The organism is Blautia sp. MSJ-19 (genome assembly GCF_018918125.1).
Taxonomy (GTDB): Bacteria; Bacillota; Clostridia; order Lachnospirales; family Lachnospiraceae; genus Blautia_A.
Map to the genome: position 1 here is coordinate 145,565 of NZ_JAHLQA010000034.1, position 23,169 is coordinate 168,733.

General features: G+C 41.4%; 16 protein-coding genes. 9 read left to right on the forward strand and 7 right to left on the reverse strand.

Features of this window, described 5'->3' with window-relative positions:
* Positions 1-299 precede the first annotated feature (299 nt).
* From KQI91_RS11760 to KQI91_RS11775, 4 genes are all read left to right on the forward strand, one after another.
* Complete coding sequence (locus KQI91_RS11760; RefSeq protein ID WP_216392968.1) at positions 300-1,550, forward strand: 6-phosphofructokinase; 1,251 nt, start codon at positions 300-302, stop codon at positions 1,548-1,550.
* A 161-nt stretch (positions 1,551-1,711) separates the two neighbouring features.
* Positions 1,712-4,342, forward strand: a complete 2,631-nt coding sequence (gene ppdK, locus KQI91_RS11765; RefSeq protein ID WP_216392969.1) for a pyruvate, phosphate dikinase — start codon at positions 1,712-1,714, stop codon at positions 4,340-4,342.
* Between the two features lie 170 nt (positions 4,343-4,512).
* Complete coding sequence (locus KQI91_RS11770) at positions 4,513-5,847, forward strand: MATE family efflux transporter (RefSeq protein ID WP_216393060.1); 1,335 nt, start codon at positions 4,513-4,515, stop codon at positions 5,845-5,847.
* Positions 5,848-5,996: 149 nt separating this feature from the next.
* Positions 5,997-7,631 carry a DUF6583 family protein gene (locus tag KQI91_RS11775; protein ID WP_253288560.1) on the forward strand — a complete coding sequence of 545 codons (1,635 nt, stop codon included), beginning with the start codon at positions 5,997-5,999 and terminating at the stop codon, positions 7,629-7,631.
* Between the two features lie 52 nt (positions 7,632-7,683).
* On the opposite strand, the gene KQI91_RS11780 is transcribed toward KQI91_RS11775, so the two are convergent.
* Positions 7,684-8,370 carry a YoaK family protein gene (locus tag KQI91_RS11780; protein WP_216392971.1) on the reverse strand — a complete coding sequence of 229 codons (687 nt, stop codon included), beginning with the start codon at positions 8,368-8,370 and terminating at the stop codon, positions 7,684-7,686.
* 136 nt (positions 8,371-8,506) lie between these two features.
* On the opposite strand from KQI91_RS11780, the gene KQI91_RS11785 reads away from it, so the two are divergent.
* Positions 8,507-9,421, forward strand: a complete 915-nt coding sequence (locus tag KQI91_RS11785) for a LysR family transcriptional regulator (RefSeq protein WP_216392972.1) — start codon at positions 8,507-8,509, stop codon at positions 9,419-9,421.
* Here KQI91_RS11785 and KQI91_RS11790 read toward each other — a convergent pair.
* Entirely contained in the window at positions 9,384-10,688 is a 1,305-nt protein-coding gene (locus tag KQI91_RS11790; RefSeq protein WP_216392973.1) for a CapA family protein, read from the reverse strand. The genes KQI91_RS11785 and KQI91_RS11790 overlap by 38 nt on opposite strands.
* A 133-nt stretch (positions 10,689-10,821) precedes the next feature.
* On the opposite strand from KQI91_RS11790, the gene KQI91_RS11795 reads away from it, so the two are divergent.
* Entirely contained in the window at positions 10,822-11,661 is an 840-nt protein-coding gene (locus KQI91_RS11795; RefSeq protein ID WP_216392974.1) for a deoxyribonuclease IV, read from the forward strand.
* Positions 11,662-11,694: 33 nt separating this feature from the next.
* On the opposite strand, the gene KQI91_RS11800 is transcribed toward KQI91_RS11795, so the two are convergent.
* The 3 genes from KQI91_RS11800 to KQI91_RS11810 form a co-directional block, all read right to left on the reverse strand.
* On the reverse strand, positions 11,695-12,681 hold the full coding sequence (locus tag KQI91_RS11800; protein WP_216392975.1) for a 2-hydroxyacid dehydrogenase: 987 nt from the start codon (positions 12,679-12,681) through the stop codon (positions 11,695-11,697).
* Between the two features lie 184 nt (positions 12,682-12,865).
* Complete coding sequence (gene aroA / locus KQI91_RS11805) at positions 12,866-14,140, reverse strand: 3-phosphoshikimate 1-carboxyvinyltransferase (protein ID WP_216392976.1); 1,275 nt, start codon at positions 14,138-14,140, stop codon at positions 12,866-12,868.
* An 8-nt stretch (positions 14,141-14,148) separates the two neighbouring features.
* Entirely contained in the window at positions 14,149-15,240 is a 1,092-nt protein-coding gene (locus KQI91_RS11810) for a prephenate dehydrogenase (RefSeq protein WP_216392977.1), read from the reverse strand.
* Positions 15,241-15,448: 208 nt separating this feature from the next.
* On the opposite strand from KQI91_RS11810, the gene KQI91_RS11815 reads away from it, so the two are divergent.
* Entirely contained in the window at positions 15,449-17,536 is a 2,088-nt protein-coding gene (locus KQI91_RS11815) for an elongation factor G (protein ID WP_216392978.1), read from the forward strand.
* Positions 17,537-17,676: 140 nt separating this feature from the next.
* Here KQI91_RS11815 and KQI91_RS11820 read toward each other — a convergent pair whose 3' ends face one another.
* Positions 17,677-17,853, reverse strand: coding sequence for a hypothetical protein (locus KQI91_RS11820; protein ID WP_216392979.1), 177 nt, complete (start codon positions 17,851-17,853; stop codon positions 17,677-17,679).
* 151 nt (positions 17,854-18,004) lie between these two features.
* Between KQI91_RS11820 and KQI91_RS11825 the strand changes: the two genes are divergently transcribed.
* Together KQI91_RS11825 and leuS are read left to right on the forward strand one after the other, a co-directional pair.
* Positions 18,005-18,919 carry an AraC family transcriptional regulator gene (locus KQI91_RS11825; RefSeq protein ID WP_216392980.1) on the forward strand — a complete coding sequence of 305 codons (915 nt, stop codon included), beginning with the start codon at positions 18,005-18,007 and terminating at the stop codon, positions 18,917-18,919.
* Between the two features lie 39 nt (positions 18,920-18,958).
* Positions 18,959-21,361, forward strand: coding sequence for a leucine--tRNA ligase (leuS, locus tag KQI91_RS11830; protein WP_216392981.1), 2,403 nt, complete (start codon positions 18,959-18,961; stop codon positions 21,359-21,361).
* Positions 21,362-21,409: 48 nt separating this feature from the next.
* Here the strand turns inward: leuS and KQI91_RS11835 are convergent, their stop codons facing one another.
* A complete protein-coding gene (locus KQI91_RS11835; RefSeq protein ID WP_216392982.1) occupies positions 21,410-23,164 on the reverse strand; it encodes an Rqc2 family fibronectin-binding protein in 1,755 nt (584 codons plus the stop codon).
* Between the last annotated feature and the right edge of the window lie 5 nt (positions 23,165-23,169).

Genomic DNA, 23,169 nt, shown 5'->3' on the forward strand with positions numbered 1-23,169 from the left:
ATTAATTTAGTTATCTTTATCAGAAATAAAGATTCATTAAAAGTACTTAAGTATCAAATTATATGTTGCCACGAGAAATGATATTGTCTGAGCGAAAGCGAGTTGTGTCATTTCCCGTGGCGTTTTTAATATAATTTTATACTTTTAGTACTTTAGAATCCTTTTCACATGAGCAGAATTACAATATATCCAGTTGCTTTCGTTATGCATATAATATATAATGCACAAAAAAACTTGACTATTCAATTATCTTTTGGTAATATTATACATTATATGTGACGTAAAAAGGAGATGACAGTATGGCAAAAAAACGTAATATCATTGTAGGACAGTCCGGAGGACCTACATCCGTAATCAATTCCAGTCTGGCAGGAGTATACAAGAACGCCATTGAGCGTGGCTTTGATAAAGTATACGGTATGCTTCACGGAATCCAGGGGCTTCTGGATGAACAATATATCGATCTTTCCACACAGATCCATTCCGAACTTGATATTGAGCTTCTCAAGAGAACTCCGTCCGCTTTCCTGGGTTCCTGTCGTTTTAAACTGCCGGAGATTCACGAAGACAAATCCATCTATGAAAAGATCTTCGAGATTTTGAACCGTCTGGATATCGATGCCTTTATCTACATTGGCGGAAATGACTCCATGGATACCATCAAGAAGCTTTCCGATTATGCAATCCTTACAGGACAGAGCCAGAAATTCCTCGGTGTTCCAAAAACTATCGATAATGACCTTGCACTGACAGACCACACACCTGGTTTTGGAAGTGCAGCCAAATACATTGGCGCATCCACTAAGGAAGTCATTCGCGATGCACAGGGACTCACTTACAAAAAGAGTATGATCACCATTATGGAAATTATGGGACGTAATGCAGGATGGCTGACTGGTGCAACTGCACTTGCCAGAACAGAAGACTGCGATGGCCCGGATCTGATCTACCTCCCGGAAGTTCCGTTTGACATTGACAAATTCCTTGTAAAAGTTAAGGATCTCCTGAAGAAAAAATCCTCTGTTGTGATTGCAGTATCTGAAGGCATCCGTCTTGCAGATGGCCGTTACGTATGCGAACTTGGCAGTTCCGGAGATTATGTAGACGCATTCGGACACAAACAGCTGGCAGGAACCGCTACGTATCTTGCGAATTTCCTTGCAGCAGAATGTGGTTGTAAGACAAGAGCCGTAGAACTTTCTACCTTGCAGAGAAGTGCTTCTCATATGGCTTCCCGCGTTGATATCGATGAAGCATTCATGGTAGGTGGAGCAGCAGTAAAAGCAGCTGACGAAGGAGATACCGGAAAAATGATCGTTATCGACCGTGTTTCTGATGATCCATATATGGCCAAGACCGGTATTTACGATGTACATCGCATTGCAAATGAAGAAAAAGTTGTTCCTCGTAACTGGATGAACAAAGATGCTACGTATGTTACAAAAGACTTTGTAGATTACATCAGTCCTCTGATTCAGGGTGATTATCAGCCGATTATGGTAAATGGTCTTCCAAGACATCTTGTACTTAATTTAAAAAAGAAACGCTGATTTAAGAATGGATGGGTAAAGTTTTTTCTATTTTGATAAAAACTTTACCCATTTTTTGTCAGATTGACCTTGACTATTTGTACTAAAGTCTATACAATAATTGTGTGCGTATAAAACATATTTTTTATGTGAAAGAACAATAATTAGGAGGAAAATGTAAAATGGCAAAATGGGTTTACATGTTTACAGAAGGTAACGCTAATATGAGAAACCTTCTGGGTGGTAAAGGTGCCAACCTTGCTGAAATGACAAACCTTGGTCTTCCTGTACCGCAGGGCTTTACAATTACAACAGAAGCCTGCACTCAGTACTATGAAGATGGAAGACAGATCAATGATGAGATCATGGCTCAGATCATGGAAGCAATCACTAAAATGGAAGGAGTTACCGGTAAAAAATTCGGTGACAAAGAAAATCCTCTGCTTGTTTCCGTTCGTTCTGGTGCCAGAGCTTCCATGCCTGGTATGATGGATACTATCCTGAACCTTGGTTTAAATGAAGAAGTAGTTAATACTCTTGCAGAAAAATCCAACAACCCACGTTGGGCTTGGGACTGCTACAGAAGATTCATCCAGATGTATTCTGACGTAGTTATGGAAGTTGGTAAAAAATATTTCGAAGAACTGATCGACGAAATGAAAGCTAAGAGAGGCGTTAAACAGGACGTTGAACTTACAGCTGAAGATCTTAAAGAACTTGCAGAACAGTTCAAAGCTGAATATAAAGAAAAAATCGGTGCTGAATTCCCAACTGATCCAAAGGAACAGTTAATGGGTGCTATCAAAGCCGTATTCCGTTCCTGGGACAACCCGCGTGCAAACGTTTATCGTCGTGACAACGATATCCCGTATTCCTGGGGAACCGCTGTAAACGTACAGATGATGGCATTCGGTAACATGGGAGATGACTGTGGTACAGGTGTTGCCTTCACACGTGACCCTGCTACAGGAGCTAACGGTCTGTTTGGTGAATTCCTGACAAACGCTCAGGGTGAAGACGTTGTTGCTGGTGTTCGTACACCTATGCACATCACCGAAATGGAACAGAAATTCCCGGAAGCATTTGTACAGTTCAAACAGGTTTGCAAAACTCTGGAAGATCACTACAGAGATATGCAGGACATGGAGTTCACTGTAGAACACGGTAAACTTTACATGCTGCAGACACGTAATGGTAAGAGAACTGCTCAGGCTGCTCTGAAGATCGCTTGTGACCTTGTTGATGAGGGAATGAGAACAGAAGAAGAAGCTGTAGCAATGATCGACCCACGTAACCTTGATACTCTGCTTCATCCGCAGTTTGATGCAGCTGCTCTTAAAGCTGCTACACCGATGGGCAAAGGTCTTGGAGCCTCTCCGGGAGCTGCTTGCGGTAAGATCGTATTCACAGCTGATGATGCTGTTGAATGGGCAGAAAGAGGAGAAAAAGTTGTTCTGGTTCGTCTTGAGACATCTCCAGAAGATATCACAGGTATGAAATCTGCTCAGGGTATCCTGACAGTTCGTGGTGGTATGACTTCTCACGCAGCAGTAGTTGCCCGTGGTATGGGTGAGTGCTGTGTATCCGGATGCGGTGATATCGCTATGGATGAAGAAAACAAGAAATTCACACTGGCTGGAAAAGAGTTCCACGAAGGAGACTTCATCTCCATCGATGGTACAACAGGTAACATCTACGACGGAATCATCCCGACTGTAGACGCTACAATCGCTGGTGAGTTCGGCCGTATCATGGCTTGGGCTGACAAATACAGAACTATGAAAGTTCGTACAAACGCAGATACACCGGCTGACGCTAAAAAAGCAGTTGAGCTTGGTGCAGAAGGTATCGGTCTTTGCCGTACAGAGCATATGTTCTTCGGTGAGGGACGTATCGATGCATTCCGTGAAATGATCTGCTCCACAACAGTAGAAGAAAGAGAAGCAGCACTTGCAAAAGTTCTGCCATATCAGCAGGAAGACTTCGAAGGACTGTTCGAAGCACTGGAAGGCAACCCGGTTACTATCCGTTTCCTGGATCCGCCGCTTCATGAATTCGTTCCTACAGAAGATGCTGACATCAAGAAACTTGCTGACGCTCAGGGCAAAACTGTTGAAGAAATCAAAACAATCATTGATTCTCTCCATGAATTCAACCCGATGATGGGTCATCGTGGATGCCGTCTTGCAGTTACTTATCCAGAAATTGCTAAGATGCAGACAACAGCTGTTATCCGTGCAGCAATCAAAGTTCAGAATGCTCATCCGGATTGGACAATCAAACCGGAAATCATGATCCCGCTTGTTGGAGACATCAAAGAGCTTAAATATGTTAAGAAATTCGTAGTAGAAACTGCAGATGCTGAGATCAAAGCAGCTGGTTCCGACCTTCAGTATGAAGTTGGTACTATGATCGAGATCCCGAGAGCAGCTCTTACTGCTGATGATATCGCTAAAGAAGCTGACTTCTTCTGCTTCGGTACAAACGACCTTACACAGATGACATATGGTTTCTCACGTGATGATGCAGGTAAATTCCTGAACGCTTACTATGACGCTAAGATCTTCGAGAACGATCCATTCGCAAAACTTGACCAGGTTGGTGTTGGTAAACTTATGAAGATGGCAATCGAACTTGGAAGACCGGTTAACCCGAACCTTCATGTAGGTATCTGTGGAGAGCACGGTGGAGATCCGTCCTCTGTAGAGTTCTGCCATAAGATTGGTCTTAACTATGTATCCTGCTCACCATTCCGTGTACCGATCGCTCGTCTGGCAGCAGCACAGGCAGCAATCGCTGAGAAGAATGCATAAGAACAGAAAGTTCTGAAAAATCGTATAAATCAGAGATTTGTACATCGTGTCCAAACAGAGTAATATAATTTTTATAGACCTCGCATTACAGTTTCCTGTAATGCGAGGTTTTTAAAACTCATATAATTAATGGGGGAGTAGTTTTGAAAAACAATAAATATGAAATTGATATGTGCAATGGCTCGATCATGGATAAACTGATCTCCTTTTCATTGCCATTAATGCTTTCCGGAATCCTGCAGCTGATGTTTAATGCTGTAGATATTATTGTCGTTGGACAGTTTACTGGAAGCGAAGCACTTGCAGCAGTCGGATCGACCACCGCTCTGATCGCTGTTTTTACAAACTTATTTATCGGAATATCTCTTGGGGCAAATGTACTTGCAGCACGTTTTTACGCCTCAGGTAAACATAAAGAAATGTCAGAGACCGTACATACTTCCATTGCTCTGGCATTGATAAGCGGCATCATCATGGCATTTGTAGGACTGATTTTTTCACGTTTTGCTCTGGAAATCATGGGCACTCCGGAGAATGTCATTGATCATTCCACATTATATATGCGTATCTATTTCCTTGGAATGCCGTTTTTTATGCTGTACAATTACGGTGCGGCAATTCTGAGAGCAGTAGGAGATACCAAACGTCCACTAATGTACCTGGTCGTGTCCGGTCTGGCCAATGCAGGACTCAATCTGCTTCTGGTTATTGTTTTTGATATGGGTGTAGCCGGTGTTGCGATTGGAACAGTAGCATCTCAATGTATTTCCTGCATTCTTGTATTACGCTGTCTCTACCGTTCAGACGGAAGCTATCAGCTCAGATTTTCAAAACTTACAATAAAGAGCTTTTATCTGAAACAGATTTTTCAGGTGGGAATCCCGGCAGGCATTCAGAGTACCGTCATTAACCTTTCCAATGCCCTTTTGCAGTCTTCTGTAAACTCATTCGGCTCAATTGCTATGGCAGGATATACCGCTGCAAACAATATTTTTGGATTTCTATACGTATCCGTCAATTCCGTTACCCAGTCTTGCATGAGCTTTACAAGTCAGAATTACGGGGTACGAAAGACTAAGCGTATGGATAAAGTTCTTCTGGATTGTATTATTTTATCCTTTACAGTTTCCTTTACTTTAGGATGTGGAGCATATTTCTTTGGAGACAAATTACTGCGTCTGTATACCAGTGATCCGGATGTTATTCAGTGCGGCATCGAAATTCTTGCATACACAACAGTTCCTTATTTTTGCTGTGGTATCATGGACCTGATTCCGGGAGCACTCCGAGGAATGGGACGTTCTGGTGTGCCGATGATCCTTTCTATCATAGGAACTGTCGGGACACGTATTGTATGGATCTTCGGATTATTTCCGCACCACAGAAGCCTGTCGTTCTTATTTATCTCTTATCCGGCTTCATGGATCTTTACAATTATTTTGCAGGTAATCTGCTATTATTTCGTAAGAAAAAAAGTACATAAAACACTTCTGATAGCAGTCTGAACATCGGACTGCTGTTGCTTTTTATGAAAATATATTTTTCACATATAAATTTTTCGAAAAATCAGACAATATGTAATTGTATATTCGACAAAATCATGGTAATATGTTTATATATCTACATAACTTGCACAGATGGAAGGAGATTTCTTATGAATCGAACCAGACAGATTATGAAAAAAACAGCTGCAACCGCATTAGGCATTTCTTTGGTCGTATCCGGAAGCAGTAGCGTATTTGCAGCCGGTTCCTATCAGGAAACAGAAAAAGCCGCCCTTAGCAGACTTACAGAGAATCTTCCTCAAAGTTGGGATGCATATCTCGAAAATTACCAGAAAGCGTCTGCCGGAACAAACAGCAGCATTACGCTTCAGGTGGAAGATACGGGAAGGGCACTGGTTGGTGCACTGATGGGTGGAACAGATGTCTCCTGGCTTAAAACTCTTAGCATTGACAGTAATATTTCAATCAAAGACGGAATAGAAGCTGTTGTATCTTCCGTTCTTCTTAATGATGGACAGATCTGCAATTTCAATGTCTTTATGGATCTTGCCAATATGATGGAATATATTCAGATCCCGGAGTTATCTGATTCCTATATCTCAGCACCGATTTCTGCAGATTCAGAAGATTCTGATGAAGAAACAGAACAGTTTATGAACACTTATATGACCGTTCTCTCGGATCTTACTTCCATGCTTCCGGATTCCAAGACCGTTACGACTCTTCTTGACCGTTATGGTAATATTATAATCGACAATACTGAAGAGGGAGCTTCTGTTGAAGAAAGCGTCTCTGTAGATGGAATCAGCGAAAATTGTACAGCATACGAAGGGACGGTTTCTGAAAAAGCTTTCACTACAATGACAGAAAGCATTTTAACTACCGCCAAAGATGATGCAGAAATCAAAGATCTGTTTGCACAGTGGGCAGATGCTTCTGATGGAGAAGATCAATATCAGGAATTTCAGAATGCAATAGAAGATGCGTTAAAAGATGTCACTTCTGATGAAGCAGGAAATGAAAATACAGTTTTTTCTTCAAAAGTATGGGTAAATGCTGATGACAAAATTGTTGGACGTGAGATTGGTATTGTAGACGATACAGATGTTACACCTGTATTTACATGGAAAGCACCTTCAGAGGGCGACAGTTCTGCATTACTGCTTGAAGTATCAGCCGATGATTCTTCCTTTACGCTGACCGGAAGCGGTAAGACAGCTGATGGTGTTCTGAATGGAGATTATATCCTGGCACTGGACGGTACAGAAGCAGTAGACATCAATGTTGAAAATCTGCAGACCGAACCAGAAAAGCCTGGATATTATAACGGTACTTTCCATCTTACCTTCCCGGAGGGGACTACAGAAGATGATACCGACGAAGAAACATCTTCAGATGTAAATCCACTTGCAGGTTTTGGAGTGGATATCAAACTTATTTCCGATGCTTCCAGCGATATAAGCAGTCTTGAACTCACGCTGACAACTTCCGGTGCCCCACTTGCAACACTTACTGTAACAGGAAGTTACGGGGACAGCATCGAGCTTCCGGATCTTGGAGCTCTTACTCAGACCTATGATGCAACGGATGATAACGATATGACCGGTTATTTCACGGAAGCAAATTGGGATGCTCTTCTTACAAATATAAAGGCAGCCGGTGTTCCGGAGGAACTTGCCGCTCAGCTTGAGGAAGTATTACAGGCAGCTGTTGAGAGTGCGTCTCAACCTGAAGAAAATGATGTTGAAACAAATGAAGAGGCTGCAGAAGATGAGGCTGCATAAATAATTGATTCAGACACTTGTAATTAAAATATAATTTAAAAGAGGATACCCCTCAGGCAGAAGCCTTAAGGATATCCTCTTTTTTTATTTTGCCTAAAACATATTCTGCATTACAAAGAGCAAAGGCAGAAACAACCGGCACGATTCCAATCCAAGCCCCTTTCAGATCAAGCATCTGACAGGCAACAAATGAAAAGGCAACACCGCCATAAAAACTGATTAGAACTTTTCCAAAATAGATTCCTCTGTGAAGAGCTTGTTTATCTCTACTACATATATATTCTGTAAAGCCAGTTACGCACTGCCGCAGATTGTTAGTACAGAAAATACTGGAACTGACAAATCCATCTGCGCCTTTGAAAGAACACCATTGAAAAGCAGTTGCAAAAAATATCGGAAATAATGCGACAAACGGATTCATTTCTGCAGGATAAAATCCAATGATCAATAATACAGCACCATCAATCAGAATGCTTAGTCTTTTTAAGTTCATTTTTGAAATTTTGTGGGAGACGATTACAGTTGTTGATACAGCAACAATATAGATCACCAGTGCCAGAATACGGAAAAACCACTGCTCATCTGTATGACCGACCACATCCATCGCAAGAGCAGTCATATTTCCTGTCTGTGCAGATCCAAGTATGTCATGCCGGCTCAAAACACCATATCCAACCATAAATCCACCGATCAGTGTCATATTCAGATGCAGCCTTCTTTCCAGTGTTGCTTCATCCATTAAAACCATTCCTTTTTCTTTTTTTCATTGGTTTTATTATAATCTTGCATATATATATTGTAAAATTGATATTTTATCTATATAATATAAATTACTTTTATATTATATTTATATTATAACATACGGAGGAAAGATTTTGACATACCAGGACATACATACTTTTCTTACCATAGCATCCAGCTCATCTCTCTCAAAAGCAGCAGAGAGCCTTTTTGTATCACAACCTGCACTCAGCCATCGCCTGTCTGCACTCGAAGAAGAACTCGGAACAGAATTGGTTATCCGCCGCAAGGGATCTCGTACCTTGGAACTTACTGATGCAGGACAACGTTTTATTCCCATCGCACGAAAATGGGAACAGTTGTGGATTGAAACCGGAAAGATTAAATTTGAACAGCCATCTACACAATTACGGATTGTAAATGTAGACAGTCTGAACTTTTATTTTATGCCTCAGGTAATTGAGGATTTTCTGAAAGAAAATCCCAAATGCAGTCTGCACATTAATACTATGCAGTCAAATCTTTCTTATAAAACGATAGAAAACAAAGAAGCAGATCTTGGTCTCATCACCAATCCCCACTTCTTTAAAAAGGTACAGACGATTCCGCTTTTTGAGGAGCAGCTCGTATTTGTATGCCATCAGGATGCCTGTTACCAGGATGGACTTCTTCCATCTCAGCTTGACAGCAGCAACGAAATTTATATTCCATGGAGCAACACGTTTCTTATGTGGCATGATTACTGGTTTGGAAATGATCCCGAAGTCAAAGTCATGCTTGATAATATGGCACTGCTGCGTCAGTTGCTTGATTTAAAAGATGCATGGGCAATCATGCCGGCAACTCTTGGACGCAAACTGGCTGAAAAAGAAAACTGTCGAATCGTCTCATTGGAAAACGGTCCTGAGTATCGTACTTGTTATGCAATCATGAATGACCAGAGAAACGCGCATCCATTGGTCACAGAATTTCTGCAAAAGCTCCTGACTACTGTAAGCAGCATTCCGGAAATCAGACTTCTGGATCCTCAGTTTCATCAGCATCCGTAAATCCCTCAGAATCTTCCTCATCCATTTCATAAAAATTCTCACTTGTGTCATCTGAGGAAGATTCTGTATCTTCTTCCAAATCATTTGCCGTGTCTCCAGCAGCAATCCAGGAACTTCTTTCCTGGATTTTCTGCATGATACGGTTGGCTTCTTCACCTTCAGCAGGAGTAGGCTGATAATTGTTATAACCTGAATCCGACGAGATGGAGCAGGGAATGATATTGGTCACATTATCCTCTTTTACTCCATTCTGGTCGATCGTAAAAGTCTGTTGAAAGATCATAGTGTCCATATCGCTTGGATAGGCATTTCCTCCAAAGCAGAAGTTGCCAAGGCTATACACAATATTCTTTCCTTTATATTCTTCAATTCCCTGAAGAACATGCGGATGATGTCCACATACCAGGTCTGCACCTTCATCAATTGCAAGATGCCCAAGCGTTTTCTGATTCTCATCCGGAACTTCCTCTTTTTCATTTCCCCAGTGAAAGATAACGACCACAAGTTGAGCCCCTTCTGCCTTAACTTTCGCAATATTCTGTTTTAATTGTTCTTCTCTGCCAAGATGATCATTTAATTCATAAATTCCAACAAGACCTACTTTTACATCTTTTATTTCGGTAACAGCAGTCTCGTCATATCCAAAATGAATGATATTAGCTGCATCCAGAGCTTTCAATGTATCATTGAAACTTTCTTCACCATAATCATGACTGTGATTATTAGCTGTATTTACTGCTTCTATCGAACCAGCAGTAAGTATATCTGCATAAGAAGCAGGTGCTTTGAACGCAAACTGTTTATCTTCACGTTCCGTGGATTCTGTGAGTGTTCCTTCAAAATTTGCAATTGTCAGATCATCTGCTGAAAAAATGTTTTTTACATTTGCCATAAAATAATCTGCACCATAATTTTCATAGTAGGTATTTAAACTGGTGTCATAGTCAAAATTTTCATCGGTTCCTAAAGTACAATCACCTACAACGCTAAGGGCCAGTGATACCGGCGTCATTTCTGGTTCTGGCGTTACAGTCAGAAGCGTTGTACTAGCTTCGCTTTCCTGTTTTGTTAGTTCGCCGGATCCTGAAGCAGAAACGGCCTGTTCTGAATGAGTTTCTCTGACCACAACCAGCACAGTCAACAAAATAAGCAGTAATGCAGCTCCGCCGATTCCAAGATACAAAAATTGCTGCTTTTCTCTGTAATATCTGGATTTTTTCATGATCTTTCTTTTTCGATGTTTTGTCTGTCTGTTTTTGGTTTCCATTCCATTCTCCTCCCCAAATGCAGGTTCTGCGAAATTTGTCAAAATCTGTCACTTAAGAAGAGTATATGAAGTTTGACAGATTCCGTCAATAACTTTAAGATAAGTATATACAAAATTACAAAAGGAGAGTGTTATGACAACTTTATATATCGGCAATCATACTTCATCATCTAAAGAATACGCAGCCATGGGAAAGCAGACTGTAAAAAACGGTGGAAATACATTTGCATTCTTTACCAGAAATCCTCGTGGCGGAAAAGCAAAGACAATCGATGAAACAGATATTCGGAAATTTCTTTCCCTGGCAGAAGAGGAACATTTTGGAAAAATTGTGGCACATGCCCCATACACTTTAAATTGTTGCGCTGGTAAAGAAGACCTTCGAATCTTTGCACGTGATACATTTGCGGATGATCTTCAAAGAATGGAATATACACCTGGAAATTATTATAATTTTCATCCGGGAAGTCATGTTGGCCAGGGCACCGAGATCGGTATACAGAAAATTGCAGAGATCCTTAACGATGTTCTTACTGAAGAGCAGACCACGACAGTTCTTCTGGAAACAATGTCTGGAAAAGGAACGGAAATGGGAAGGAATTTTGAAGAACTTAAAGAAATTCTGAATCGAATAGAGAAAGAAAATAAAATGGGCATATGTATGGATACCTGTCATGTCTGGGATGGCGGTTACGATATCGTTCATAATCTGGATGGTGTTCTGAATGAATTCGATCGTATCATTGGACTGTCTCGGTTAAAAGCAGTTCATCTCAATGACAGCTTGAATGATCTTGGCAGCAACAAAGACCGACACGCCAGAATAGGAGAAGGAAAAATTGGGCTGGAAGCTCTTATTCGCATAATAAAGCACCCTGCTCTGGCAGGAATTCCGTTCATTTTGGAAACACCAAATGACGATGCCGGTTGGGCAGAAGAGATCCGTATTCTGAAAGAAGCTTTTTATCACTAAATCGGATTCAGAGGGGGCAGCACACCCTCTGAATCAATTCTGCACCTCATTTTTTAAGTCCAGTCCGGTACGGAAAGCTTCCGCATTTTGTAGTGTTGTTTCTGCAATATTAGTTAAAGCCTCCTCAGTAAAAAATCCCTGGTGAGAAGTCAATGCCACATTTGGAAAAGAAAGCAGTCTCTGCACTGTAGAAGTTTTCAGAATATATTCGGACATATCTTCATACACGAAATCAGATTCTTCTTCATATACATCCAGACCAACCGCCTGAAATTTATGATCACGAATCCCTGCAATTAAATCATCGGTACAGATCAGACCACCACGGGAAGTATTCACAAGAATGACCCCATCTTTCATGCGGGAAATGGACTCATTATTAATCATATGGTGTGTTTCTGGTGTAAGAGGGCAGTGCAGACTGATCAGATCGCTGACCGCAAGAAGTCTGTCCAGAGAAACATACTCCAAATCAGATTCCATATTGGGGTATAGATCATAAGCAAGAATTTTCATTCCAAATCCATTGCAGATTCGTGCCATTGCCATACCGATTTTTCCGGTACCTACAATTCCGGCTGTTTTTCCATACAGATTTACACCCATAAGTCCATTCAGTGAAAAATTGTTTTCCCGACATTTGATATATGCTTTATGGGTATGACGATTGGCGGTCAGCACCAGCGCCATGGCATGCTCAGCAACAGCTTCAGGGGAATAACCCGGGACGCGCAGTACTTTGATGGCGCATTCCTTTGCTTTCTGGATATCCACATTATTGTAACCGGCGCATCGCATCAAAATCAGCCGGATTCCCTGATGCCGGAGTTCTTCAAGAACTGTTTCTCCCAGATCTGCATTAACAAATGCACAGATTCCATCGTATCCGGCGGCAAGAGAAGCAGTTTCTCTGTATAAATTTGATTCAATAAAAACAAATTCAATGTGCGGATATTCCGGTTTCAACTTATCAAAAAAATACTGATCATAATCTTTTGTACCATAAAATAGAATTTTCATATGATGCCTCCTGTCGTCCTAATCTGATACAGAACATTGCTGCATTTTATTGAGAATTTTATCTTCCTTTAGAATATCCATTGATATGCCCAAATATGTATCTACATAAAAAACCTGTCATTTCACATTTTTCATGCAAAAGACAGGTTTCATTTTTGTTTTGTATAAATCTTTTATGAAAAGATTATTTTCCCAGGCTGTAAAGATCCTGATAGAATTCCGGATAGGAAATCTTTACACAGTCACCATTCAGAATGTCCAGAGGACCATCGCAGATCGTACCTGCAACTGCAAAAGACATTGCCACACGGTGATCCAGATGAGAATCGATCGTTGCACCGTGAAGAGGCTTGCCGCCATGAATGATCATTCCATCATCAGTTCCCTCAATATCCGCACCCATACGTTTCAGATTATCTACCATAACTGCAATGCGGTCAGATTCTTTGACTTTGAGTTCCTGTGCATCACGGATGATCGTTGTTCCCTCCGCAAACGCTGCCATAACTGCGATCATCGGGATTTCATCGATCAATGCAGGAATGATTGCACCTTCAACTGTTGTACCCTTAAGACTGCTGGTGCGGATCAGAAGATCTGCTGTCGGTTCCCCTTCTGTGCTCTGATTCAGAAGTGTAATATCTGCACCCATGTCCATACATACCTTTAGCATACCCGCTCTGGTCGGATTGATGCCGACATTTTTCAGGAGAATCTCGCTTCCAGGCGTCAGGAGTCCAGCAGCAATAAAATATGCAGCTGACGAAATATCTCCCGGAACTTTGACCTCTCTTCCCTCCAGTGCCGGCTCCGGAAGAATAGAAGCTGTTGTTCCCTCAGATGTGATCTGAGCACCAAAATAATTCAGCATAATCTCTGTGTGATTACGGGACAGAAAAGGTTCTGTCACACTGGTTACTCCGTCTGCATACATGCCGGCAAGCAGTACGCATGATTTTACCTGTGCAGAAGCGACCGGAGAATCATAATGGATCGCATGAAGTTCTTTTCCATGAATCAGAAGAGGAGCGCAGCCATTATCCTTTTTGCTGATGATATCTGCGCCCATGGCAGTCAGTGGTGTCATGATTCGTTTCATAGGACGAGTACGAATGGAATCATCGCCATCCAGTTCAGATACGAATCTCTGACCTGCAAGGATTCCGGAAATCAGGCGGGTTGTTGTTCCACTGTTTCCGACATCTAAAATTTCAGTCGGTTCGGAAAGTCCGTGAAGCCCCTTTCCGTGAACAAGGATTTCTGAACCGTTACGCTCGATTTCAATTCCCATTTTGCGGAAACAGGAGATTGTAGAAAGACAGTCTGCACCTTCAAGAAAATGAGAAATGCGAGTAGCTCCTTTGGCAAGGGATCCGAACATAACTGCTCTGTGAGAGATTGATTTGTCTCCTGGTACTGTTAAAGTACCTTTTAAATTTGTCTGTTTTTTGATTTCCATATAGTTACCTACCGTTCGTATACTATGTAGTTACGTTTTTTCAGAAGCGCACAGCCTTTTTCCAGTGCATTCTGCTCATAAAACTCAATCTTCAGAACGCCCTGTTCGAATTCACGATTGTGGATGATACCGATATTTTTAATGCTGATTCCCTCCATTGCGAGGATTGTAGCAATTGTAGCAATTCCACCTGCTTCATCTACAATATCAATATAAAGCATATATGTTTTATTGATCAGACCGGAAGAGGTGATATCAATAGAATCACGATAGTCTCTGGATCTGGCAAACATGTCATAGAGATTATCTGCTTCCTGATTGTCGATTGAACAACGGATCTGAATCAGCATACGAATATATTCATCAAGGACTGTGGAAATATTTTCATGGTTTTCCACACAGATCTGTTCCCACATGACAGGAGAAGAAGATGCAATCCTTGTGATGTCGCGGAAACCTCCGGCAGCGATCGTTTTCATATATTCTGCTTCATTATCCAGTTGATTGACCAGATTTACAAGAGAAGAAGCAATGATATGTGGCAGATGACTGACACCTGCTGTAATAAAATCGTGTTCTTCTGCTGTCAGGACCATTGGAATTGATCCAAGTGAATCGATCAGCTCTGAAAACTCTGTAAGTTTTTCCAGTGGAACCTGTCCGCCTGGTGTCAGGATATAATAAGCATTCTCTAACAGATGATCTGAAGAATGTGCGAAACCGGACTGCTCAGAGCCGGCCATTGGATGCCCTCCGATAAAACAGTGATCCATTCCAAGCTCATTTACCGCCTTGTGAATTGGTCCTTTAACACTTCCTGCATCTGTGATGATACAGTCGTCAGAAATCACATCCTTCAGATATTTCAGATATTCTATATTGTATTCTACCGGTGCACAGAGGAAGATATAATCGCAGGTACGGTATCGCTCATCCTTTTCTTCCAGTACGGCATCGATTGCATTACAGTTTAATGCAGCTGCCAGAGTTTCTTTGTGTTTTGCATATGCCAGAATATGATAGTCTGGATGAAATTTGCGGATCGTTTTTGCGATAGATCCTCCGATCAGGCCAAGCCCGATAAAACCAATGGTTTTCATGATGTTTGATATCCTTTCCAAGTTAAACTATGTTCTTATTTTAAAAGAATATACTTTAAATGTCAAATAAAGCCATAAAATCAGTAAATTCGTTAATAATTTACACAATTCAAATAAAAAATGTTGTTAAAATTATATAAAATACTTGAAAAGTGCGAGAAATTTTAGTAGAATATGAACATATCAGACATACAGGGAGGTATTACATATGGACGTTTATAGAACTGACCGAATCCGCAATGTGGTTCTTTTAGGTCATGGGGGATCCGGAAAGACCACATTAGCAGAGGCAATGGCTTATCTGGCAGGAATGACTAACCGCCTTGGCAGAGTAGAAGATGGAAATACCGTTAGTGATTTTGATAAAGAAGAGATCAAAAGACATTTTTCTGTTTCGACTACTTTGATTCCGGTACCATGGGATAAAGTAAAGATCAACGTACTTGATACACCGGGATATTTTGATTTTGTGGGTGAAGTAGAGGAAGCTGTCAGTGCAGCAGATGCAGCGATCATCGTTGTTTCAGGTAAAGCAGGTGTACAGGTTGGTACACAGAAAGCATGGAATCTCTGCGAGAAATATAAACTGCCACGTATGTTCTTCGTAACAGACATGGATGTGGACGACGTCAGCTATCGAAAAGTAGTAGAAGATCTGACAGAATTATATGGCAAGAAAATCGCACCTCTTCATTTCCCGATTCGTGAAGATGGCAAGTTTGTAGGATATGTGAATGTTGTCAAACAGGCAGGTCGTAAATACATTGACAAAGCAGGTAAAGAGCCTTGCGATATTCCAGAATACCTGAATGAATATCTGGAAAAATATCATGATATCCTTATGGAGTCTGTAGCAGAGACCAGTGAAGAATTTATGGATCGCTATTTCGAAGGAGATGAATTCTCTGTAACAGAAGTTTCCGCAGCACTTGCAACAAATGTACAGGATGCAAGCATTGTACCTGTATGCATGGGCTCTCCGATCAATCTTCGTGGTGTTTCCAACCTTCTGGATGACATCTGTGGATATTTCCCAAGTCCGGACAAACGTTCCTGCAACGGTATTTCACAGAAAACAAATGAAATTTTTGAAGCAAATTATGACTTTGCAAAAACAAAATCTGCGTATGTATGGAAAACAATTGCAGATCCGTTCCTTGGTAAATATTCTCTGATCAAAGTAGCTTCTGGTGTTATCAAATCAGATGATACTCTGCTCAATGTAGAAAAAGGAAATGAAGAGCGCCTGAACAAACTTTATGTGCTGGAAGGATCCAAACCACTTGAAGTCCCTGAACTTCATGCAGGTGATATCGGTGCAATCGCCAAACTGGCAAGTGTACAGACCGGTGACAGTCTCGCTGCCAAGGCATCTCCGGTTGTTTATCCAAAAGCTATGATTTCTATACCATATACTTATAAGAGATACAAAGCAGTCAAAAAAGGAGATGAAGACAAGATCGCACAGGCACTTGCAAAAATGGCAAGTGAAGACAAAACTCTCCGTATCGTAAATGATTCTGCCAACAGACAGACATTACTTTATGGTATGGGAGATCAGCATCTTGATATCATAGTAAGTAAGTTAAAAGAACGTTATAAAGTAGACATCGAGCTTTCAAAACCAAAGGTTGCTTTCCGTGAGACCATCCGCAAGAACTCCGATGTAGAGGGCAAACACAAGAAACAGTCCGGCGGACATGGACAGTATGGACATGTTAAGATGCGTTTTGAACCATCCGGTGATCTGGAAACTCCATACGTATTTGAGCAGGTAGTCGTTGGTGGTGCAGTACCGAAAAACTACTTCCCGGCAGTTGAAAAAGGCCTGCAGGAATGTGTCCTGAAAGGACCTCTGGCTGCATATCCGGTAGTCGGTGTCAAAGCAACCCTTTACGATGGTTCTTATCATCCGGTAGACTCTTCGGAAATGGCATTCAAAATGGCAACCATCCTTGCTTTCAAGAAAGGCTTTATGGATGCATCTCCTGTACTCCTGGAACCAATCGTGTCCATGAAAGTTATTGTTCCGGATAAATATACCGGTGATGTCATGGGTGACCTCAACAAGCGCCGTGGTCGTGTTCTTGGAATGAATCCGGATCATGAAGGCAATACCATTATCGAAGCAGATGTTCCACAGCTTGAAATCTACGGATATTCCACAACTCTTCGTTCCATGACTGGTGGAAGTGGAGATTTCTCTTATGAATTTGCACGTTATGAGCAGGCTCCGAGCGATATCCAGGCAAAAGAGATCGAAGCCAGAGCAAGTAAGGTAGATGCAGCTGAATAATCTGTATTTGTAGAAAGACTTAACAATAGAAAGCCCTTCACTTCAAAATGAGGTGAGGGGCTTTTCAGTATATAAAAAGTGCGCCTCACGACGCACCTTAAAATTAAATAATATTCATTTTTCAGCTTTCCAGATAGAAGTTACCAACTACCATTGCTGCCATAACTGCTATGATGACTGCGAAGTATGTCATAACCGTTTTCCTCCTTTCTGGTTCTGGAAGCAAATGCTTCAAGTTCTTCTAAAGTTATTTCTTCCAGCTGACAGGAACTTTTTTCCTGATATTGTTTGAGGATATGAAATATCGAATAAGTCATCTTAAAGCACGCTCCTTTCGTTTTTGCTTGTTTTGTTCTTTTCTTTGATATCATTATATTGATAAATCCTATATATTTATATATAATTATGGATGTAAAATATAAGAATAATGACAAAATCATAATATAATATTGTATTCAGGAGAACTATATGAAAAGAGAAGCAGTAAATGTAAATGCCCAGAATATTCAATTGAATTATAATCAACGGGAAACGGTGGCAGGTGTGACGACAGAATATCCCTACAGTATGCATATCGCAGATTTTAAGGCTGGTCCGATTCCATGGCACTGGCATGAAGAAATTGAATTTGGTTATGTCCTGAACGGTCAGATAGAGATCACACTCGCGAACCGTACATATATTGTACAAAAAAATCATGGATATTTTACAAACAGCAATGTTCTTTCACGATTTTCCAAGGCAACAGATACGGTACTTGCGCATACGCATCTGTTTCATCCGATTTTCCTGAGCGGACATTTTAAGAGCATTTTTGAAACGAAATATCTGGATCCGGTAATCCACAACAAAAATATCGATGCCCTTATTTTTACCGGCAAAACTCCTAATCAGCAGAAGATTCTTCAGAAACTCCGTCAGGCAAGTGCCCTGCAGCATCAGGAAAATGTAGAATTTCAGACAAGAAATCTCTTTTCTGAACTCTGGCTTCTCCTCCTTGAAGAAATCAAAGAACAGCCAACGCATACCGTCAACTTTCAGAATCAGGAACGCGTCCAGAACATGCTTACATTCATTCACGCACATTACAGCGAGAAACTGACCCTGAATGATATTGCAGCAGCAGCCTCCGTCAGCACCAGAGAATGCATCCGCTGCTTTCGCAATACGATCCGGCAGACACCACTTGAATATGTTATGGAGTATCGTTTGAATATGGCAAAAAGACTGTTGGATGACACAGAAATCTCAATCACTGAGGTCAGTTATCATTGCGGCTTTTCATCAAATGCTTATTTTGGTAAGATATTCCGTGAAAAGTGTGGCATGACACCCCTCCAGTACCGCAATAGAAATATTGACAAACGGGACGTATTGAATTAGAATTAATTTTTAGATAACAATGTTGGAGGAAACATAGAAATGAAATACTTGTTTAAAAAGATTGAGCCTAAGTGGCAGGCAAAATGGGAAGAAAGCAAAGTCTTCGAAGCCAAAGACAACAGTGACAAACCAAAGTTCTATGGCCTGGTAGAGTTTCCATATCCAAGTGGTGCAGGTATGCATGTAGGACACATCAAAGCATACTCAAGCCTTGAGGTTATTTCCAGAAAACGTCGTATGGAAGGATACAATGTACTTTTTCCGATCGGATTTGATGCATTTGGTCTTCCTACCGAGAACTATGCAGTCAAGACAGGAACACATCCACGTATCATCACAGATGAGAACATCAAGAAATTCTCCAACCAGTTAAAGAAAGTTGGATTTTCCTTTGACTGGAACCGCGTGATCGATACAACCGATGAGGATTACTACAAATGGACACAGTGGATCTTCCTCAAAATGTTTGAGAAGGGTCTTGTATTCAGAGACAGAACTCTTGTAAACTATTGCCCGCACTGTAAGGTTGTTCTTTCCAATGAGGACAGCCAGGGTGGCAAATGTGATATCTGCCACAGCGAAGTTGTGCAGAAATCCAAAGATGTATGGTATCTGAGAATCACCCAGTATGCAGACAAACTTCTGGAAGGTCTCAAGGACGTTGACTATCCGGACAATGTAAAGCAGCAACAGGTTCACTGGATCGGTAAATCCAAAGGTGCTTTTGTAAACTTCGACATCGATGGAATTGACGAGAAGCTTGAGATCTATACAACCAGACCGGATACTCTGTTCGGTGTTACTTTCATGGTAATCGCACCGGAACATCCGATCATCGACAAATACAAAGACAAAGTCACAAACATGGACGAGATTACTGCATACCGCAATGAATGTGCAAAGAAAACTGAGTTCGAAAGAACACAGCTTGTCAAAGACAAGACAGGTGTGCGTATCCAGGGTCTTGAGGGAATCAATCCGGTCAACGGTAAGAAGATCCCGATCTACATTGCAGATTATGTAATGATGGGTTACGGTACAGGTGCGATCATGGCAGTACCGGCTCATGATCAGCGTGACTATGATTTCGCAAAGAAATTCGGCATCGACATCATCGAAGTTATCAAAGGTGGAGATATCACCAAGGAAGCCTACACAGGTGACGGAGAGATGGTTAACTCTGAATTCCTCAACGGTTATACCAAGAAAAAAGATTCTATCGAGCGTATGCTTGAGGAACTTGAAAAGAAAGGCATTGGTAAAGCTGGCGTTCAGTACAAAATGAAAGACTGGGCATTCAACCGTCAGAGATACTGGGGCGAACCGATTCCGCTGATCCATTGCCCGAACTGCGGTGTTGTAGCAGTTCCGGAAGAAGAACTTCCGCTTCGTCTGCCGGATGTCAAAGACTTTGAACCAGGTGAGGACGGACAGTCACCACTGGCCAAGATTGATTCCTTTGTAAACTGCACCTGCCCGAAATGTGGTGCTGCAGCAAAACGTGAAACAGACACCATGCCTCAGTGGGCAGGATCTTCCTGGTATTTCCTGAGATATACAGATCCGCACAATACTCAGGCACTGGCTGATATGGACAAGCTGAAATACTGGATGCCGGTTGACTGGTACAATGGCGGTATGGAGCACGTTACCAGACATATGATCTACTCCAGATTCTGGCATCATTTCCTGTATGATCTGGGTGTTGTCAACACTCCTGAACCATACGCGAAACGTTCTATCCAGGGACTGATCCTCGGACCGGACGGAGATAAGATGAGCAAATCCAAAGGAAATGTTGTTGATCCGCTTGATATCGTAGAAGAGTACGGTGCAGATACACTTCGTACTTATGTATTGTTCATGGGTGATTATGGTGCAGCAACTCCTTGGAGTGACAGCTCTGTGAAAGGCTGCAAGAAATTCCTTGACCGTGTGGCGGGCCTGACAGATATCCTTTCCAACGAACCTGTTTCTGAGGAACTGGAAATGAAGATTCACCGTACTATCAAGAAAGTTTCTTCTGACATTGAGAATCTGAAGTTCAACACAGCGATTGCCAGCCTGATGACACTGATCAATGAGATTACAGCAGAAGGACATATCAGCAAAGATGATTTAAGTATCTTTATTAAACTCTTAAGTCCATTTGCTCCGCATCTCTGTGAAGAAATCTGGGAATTTCTGGGTGGGGAAGGACTGCTTGCAGTTGCTCCATGGCCGGTATATGATGAAGGCAAAACTGTAGCCAAGACTGTTGAGATTGGTGTACAGGTAAATGGTAAAGTAAGAGGAACCGTAGTTCTGCCTAATGGCTGTGATAAAGAAAAAGCTTTCGAAATCGCAAAAGCAGATGAGAGAATTGCTTCCTTCCTGGATGGTAAGAATCTGATCAAAGAAATCTATGTTCCAAACAAGATCATCAACTTTGTTGCCAAATAATATCAAATAAAAATCACATTTAATGTATAAGAAAAGCCCACCAGTTTGTTAAGACTGGGGGGCTTCTTTAATGTCTGTGATATCCGGAGCAGCCATGAGAGAGTAGTTCGTATAATAAACTACAAATCCCGGTTTTGCACCGCCTGGTTTCTTGACGTGTTTTTTCTGAATATAATCAATTTCTACCTTTGGAGCAGTTCGGCCTTTGGAATAGTAAGCTGCAAGGCGACCGGCTTCCTCAAAAGTACGGTCCGGAAGTTCTCCATCCGGTGTTTTAACTACTACATGAGAGCCTGCCATTTTTTTTGCATGAAACCACCAGTCGTTGCCGGTTGCCATTTTAAATGTCAGCTCATCATTCTGGAAATTGTTCTTTCCGACATAAATATCAAATCCGTCACTGGAAATATAATGGAACGGTTTTGATTTTGCCTGTGCTTTCTGACCTTTCTTATTAGAGTAGTGCTTTTTGATATAACCATATTCTGTCAGTTCTTCTTTGATCTGGCTCAGATCACTTTCTGCCCGGGCAATATCCAGTGCATTGGAAATAGATTCAAGATGTTCAATTTCTGATTCAGTATCCGCGATCTGTTCTGTCAAAGCTTCCTCTGTTCGCTTCAGTTTTCCGTAACGGTCAAAATATTTCTTGGAATTCTCACCTGGAGTCATTGTCGGATCTAAGGGAATCGTGATTTCTTCATTTGTATAATAATTCAATGCTTTGAAAGACTTACATCCTTCCTCCAGACCATAACCATATGTATTGATCAGTTCACCATACACTTTGTATTTATCCTTTTTGGCAGTATCTTTCATCTGTTTCTGCTGAAGCGACAGTTTCTTGCGGTTTCTCTCCAGTGCTGTCTGTACAACTCTTCGAAGATCTGATGATTTCTGACGAATTCTGGTCAGGATTTCTTTGGACGCGTAATACGTTTCCAGCATTTCAGATACAGATGAAAAAGTCACACTGTGGTATTCAGGTCCATATTGTGTAAGCGGAAGAACTGCATATTCAACAGGCTCCTCATCACGATAAATGATGTTCGGAGTAAAATCTCCTTCCTGAACCTGCTCGATCAGACGTTTAAACGTATGATACAAATGTATAGATGCATTCTCATCCAGAGACTGTGCGGCATCACTTCCGTCAATAGAAGCACGATAGCAGATTTCTTCCGCAATGAGCGGGCTGATTCCGGTCAGTGTTGTATAAATTGCCTTTGCAATATTACATGGTTTTTGGCATACAGTAGTACGGAACTCTTCTTCTGTAATAGTCAGAGGATCATATTTTTCCTGTGTCTGTGGCAGGAAATAATCCCTTCCCGGCAGGACTTCGCGAACAGAACTCATATGAGAAGAAACATGTTTAATACTGTCCAGGATCATGCGATTTTCGTCACAGAAAATAATGTTGCTGTATTTTCCCATCAACTCTACAATAAGATATTTTTTGCACGGGTCTCCAAGTTCGTTCAGATGCTCCAGTTCAAATTCGACAACACGTTCCAGACCCGGCTGGGAAATGCTTCCAATCCTTGCACTTCCAAGATGCTTGCGAAGAAGCATGCAGAAATTTGGAGCTGTCAACGGGCTTGGCTTGTTTTTTCCGGTAAAGTAGATCAGCGGAAGCGAAGGACTTGCCGATACAAATAAGCGACATTGCCCATTCATCCCTTTTCCTGTGATCATCAATGCATCAGACTCTGGCTGAGCAATCTTATTAAATCGACCATTGTCAAGATTTTTATGTAATTCCTGTACCATTGCAGCAATGGTAATACCATCAAATGCCATTCATT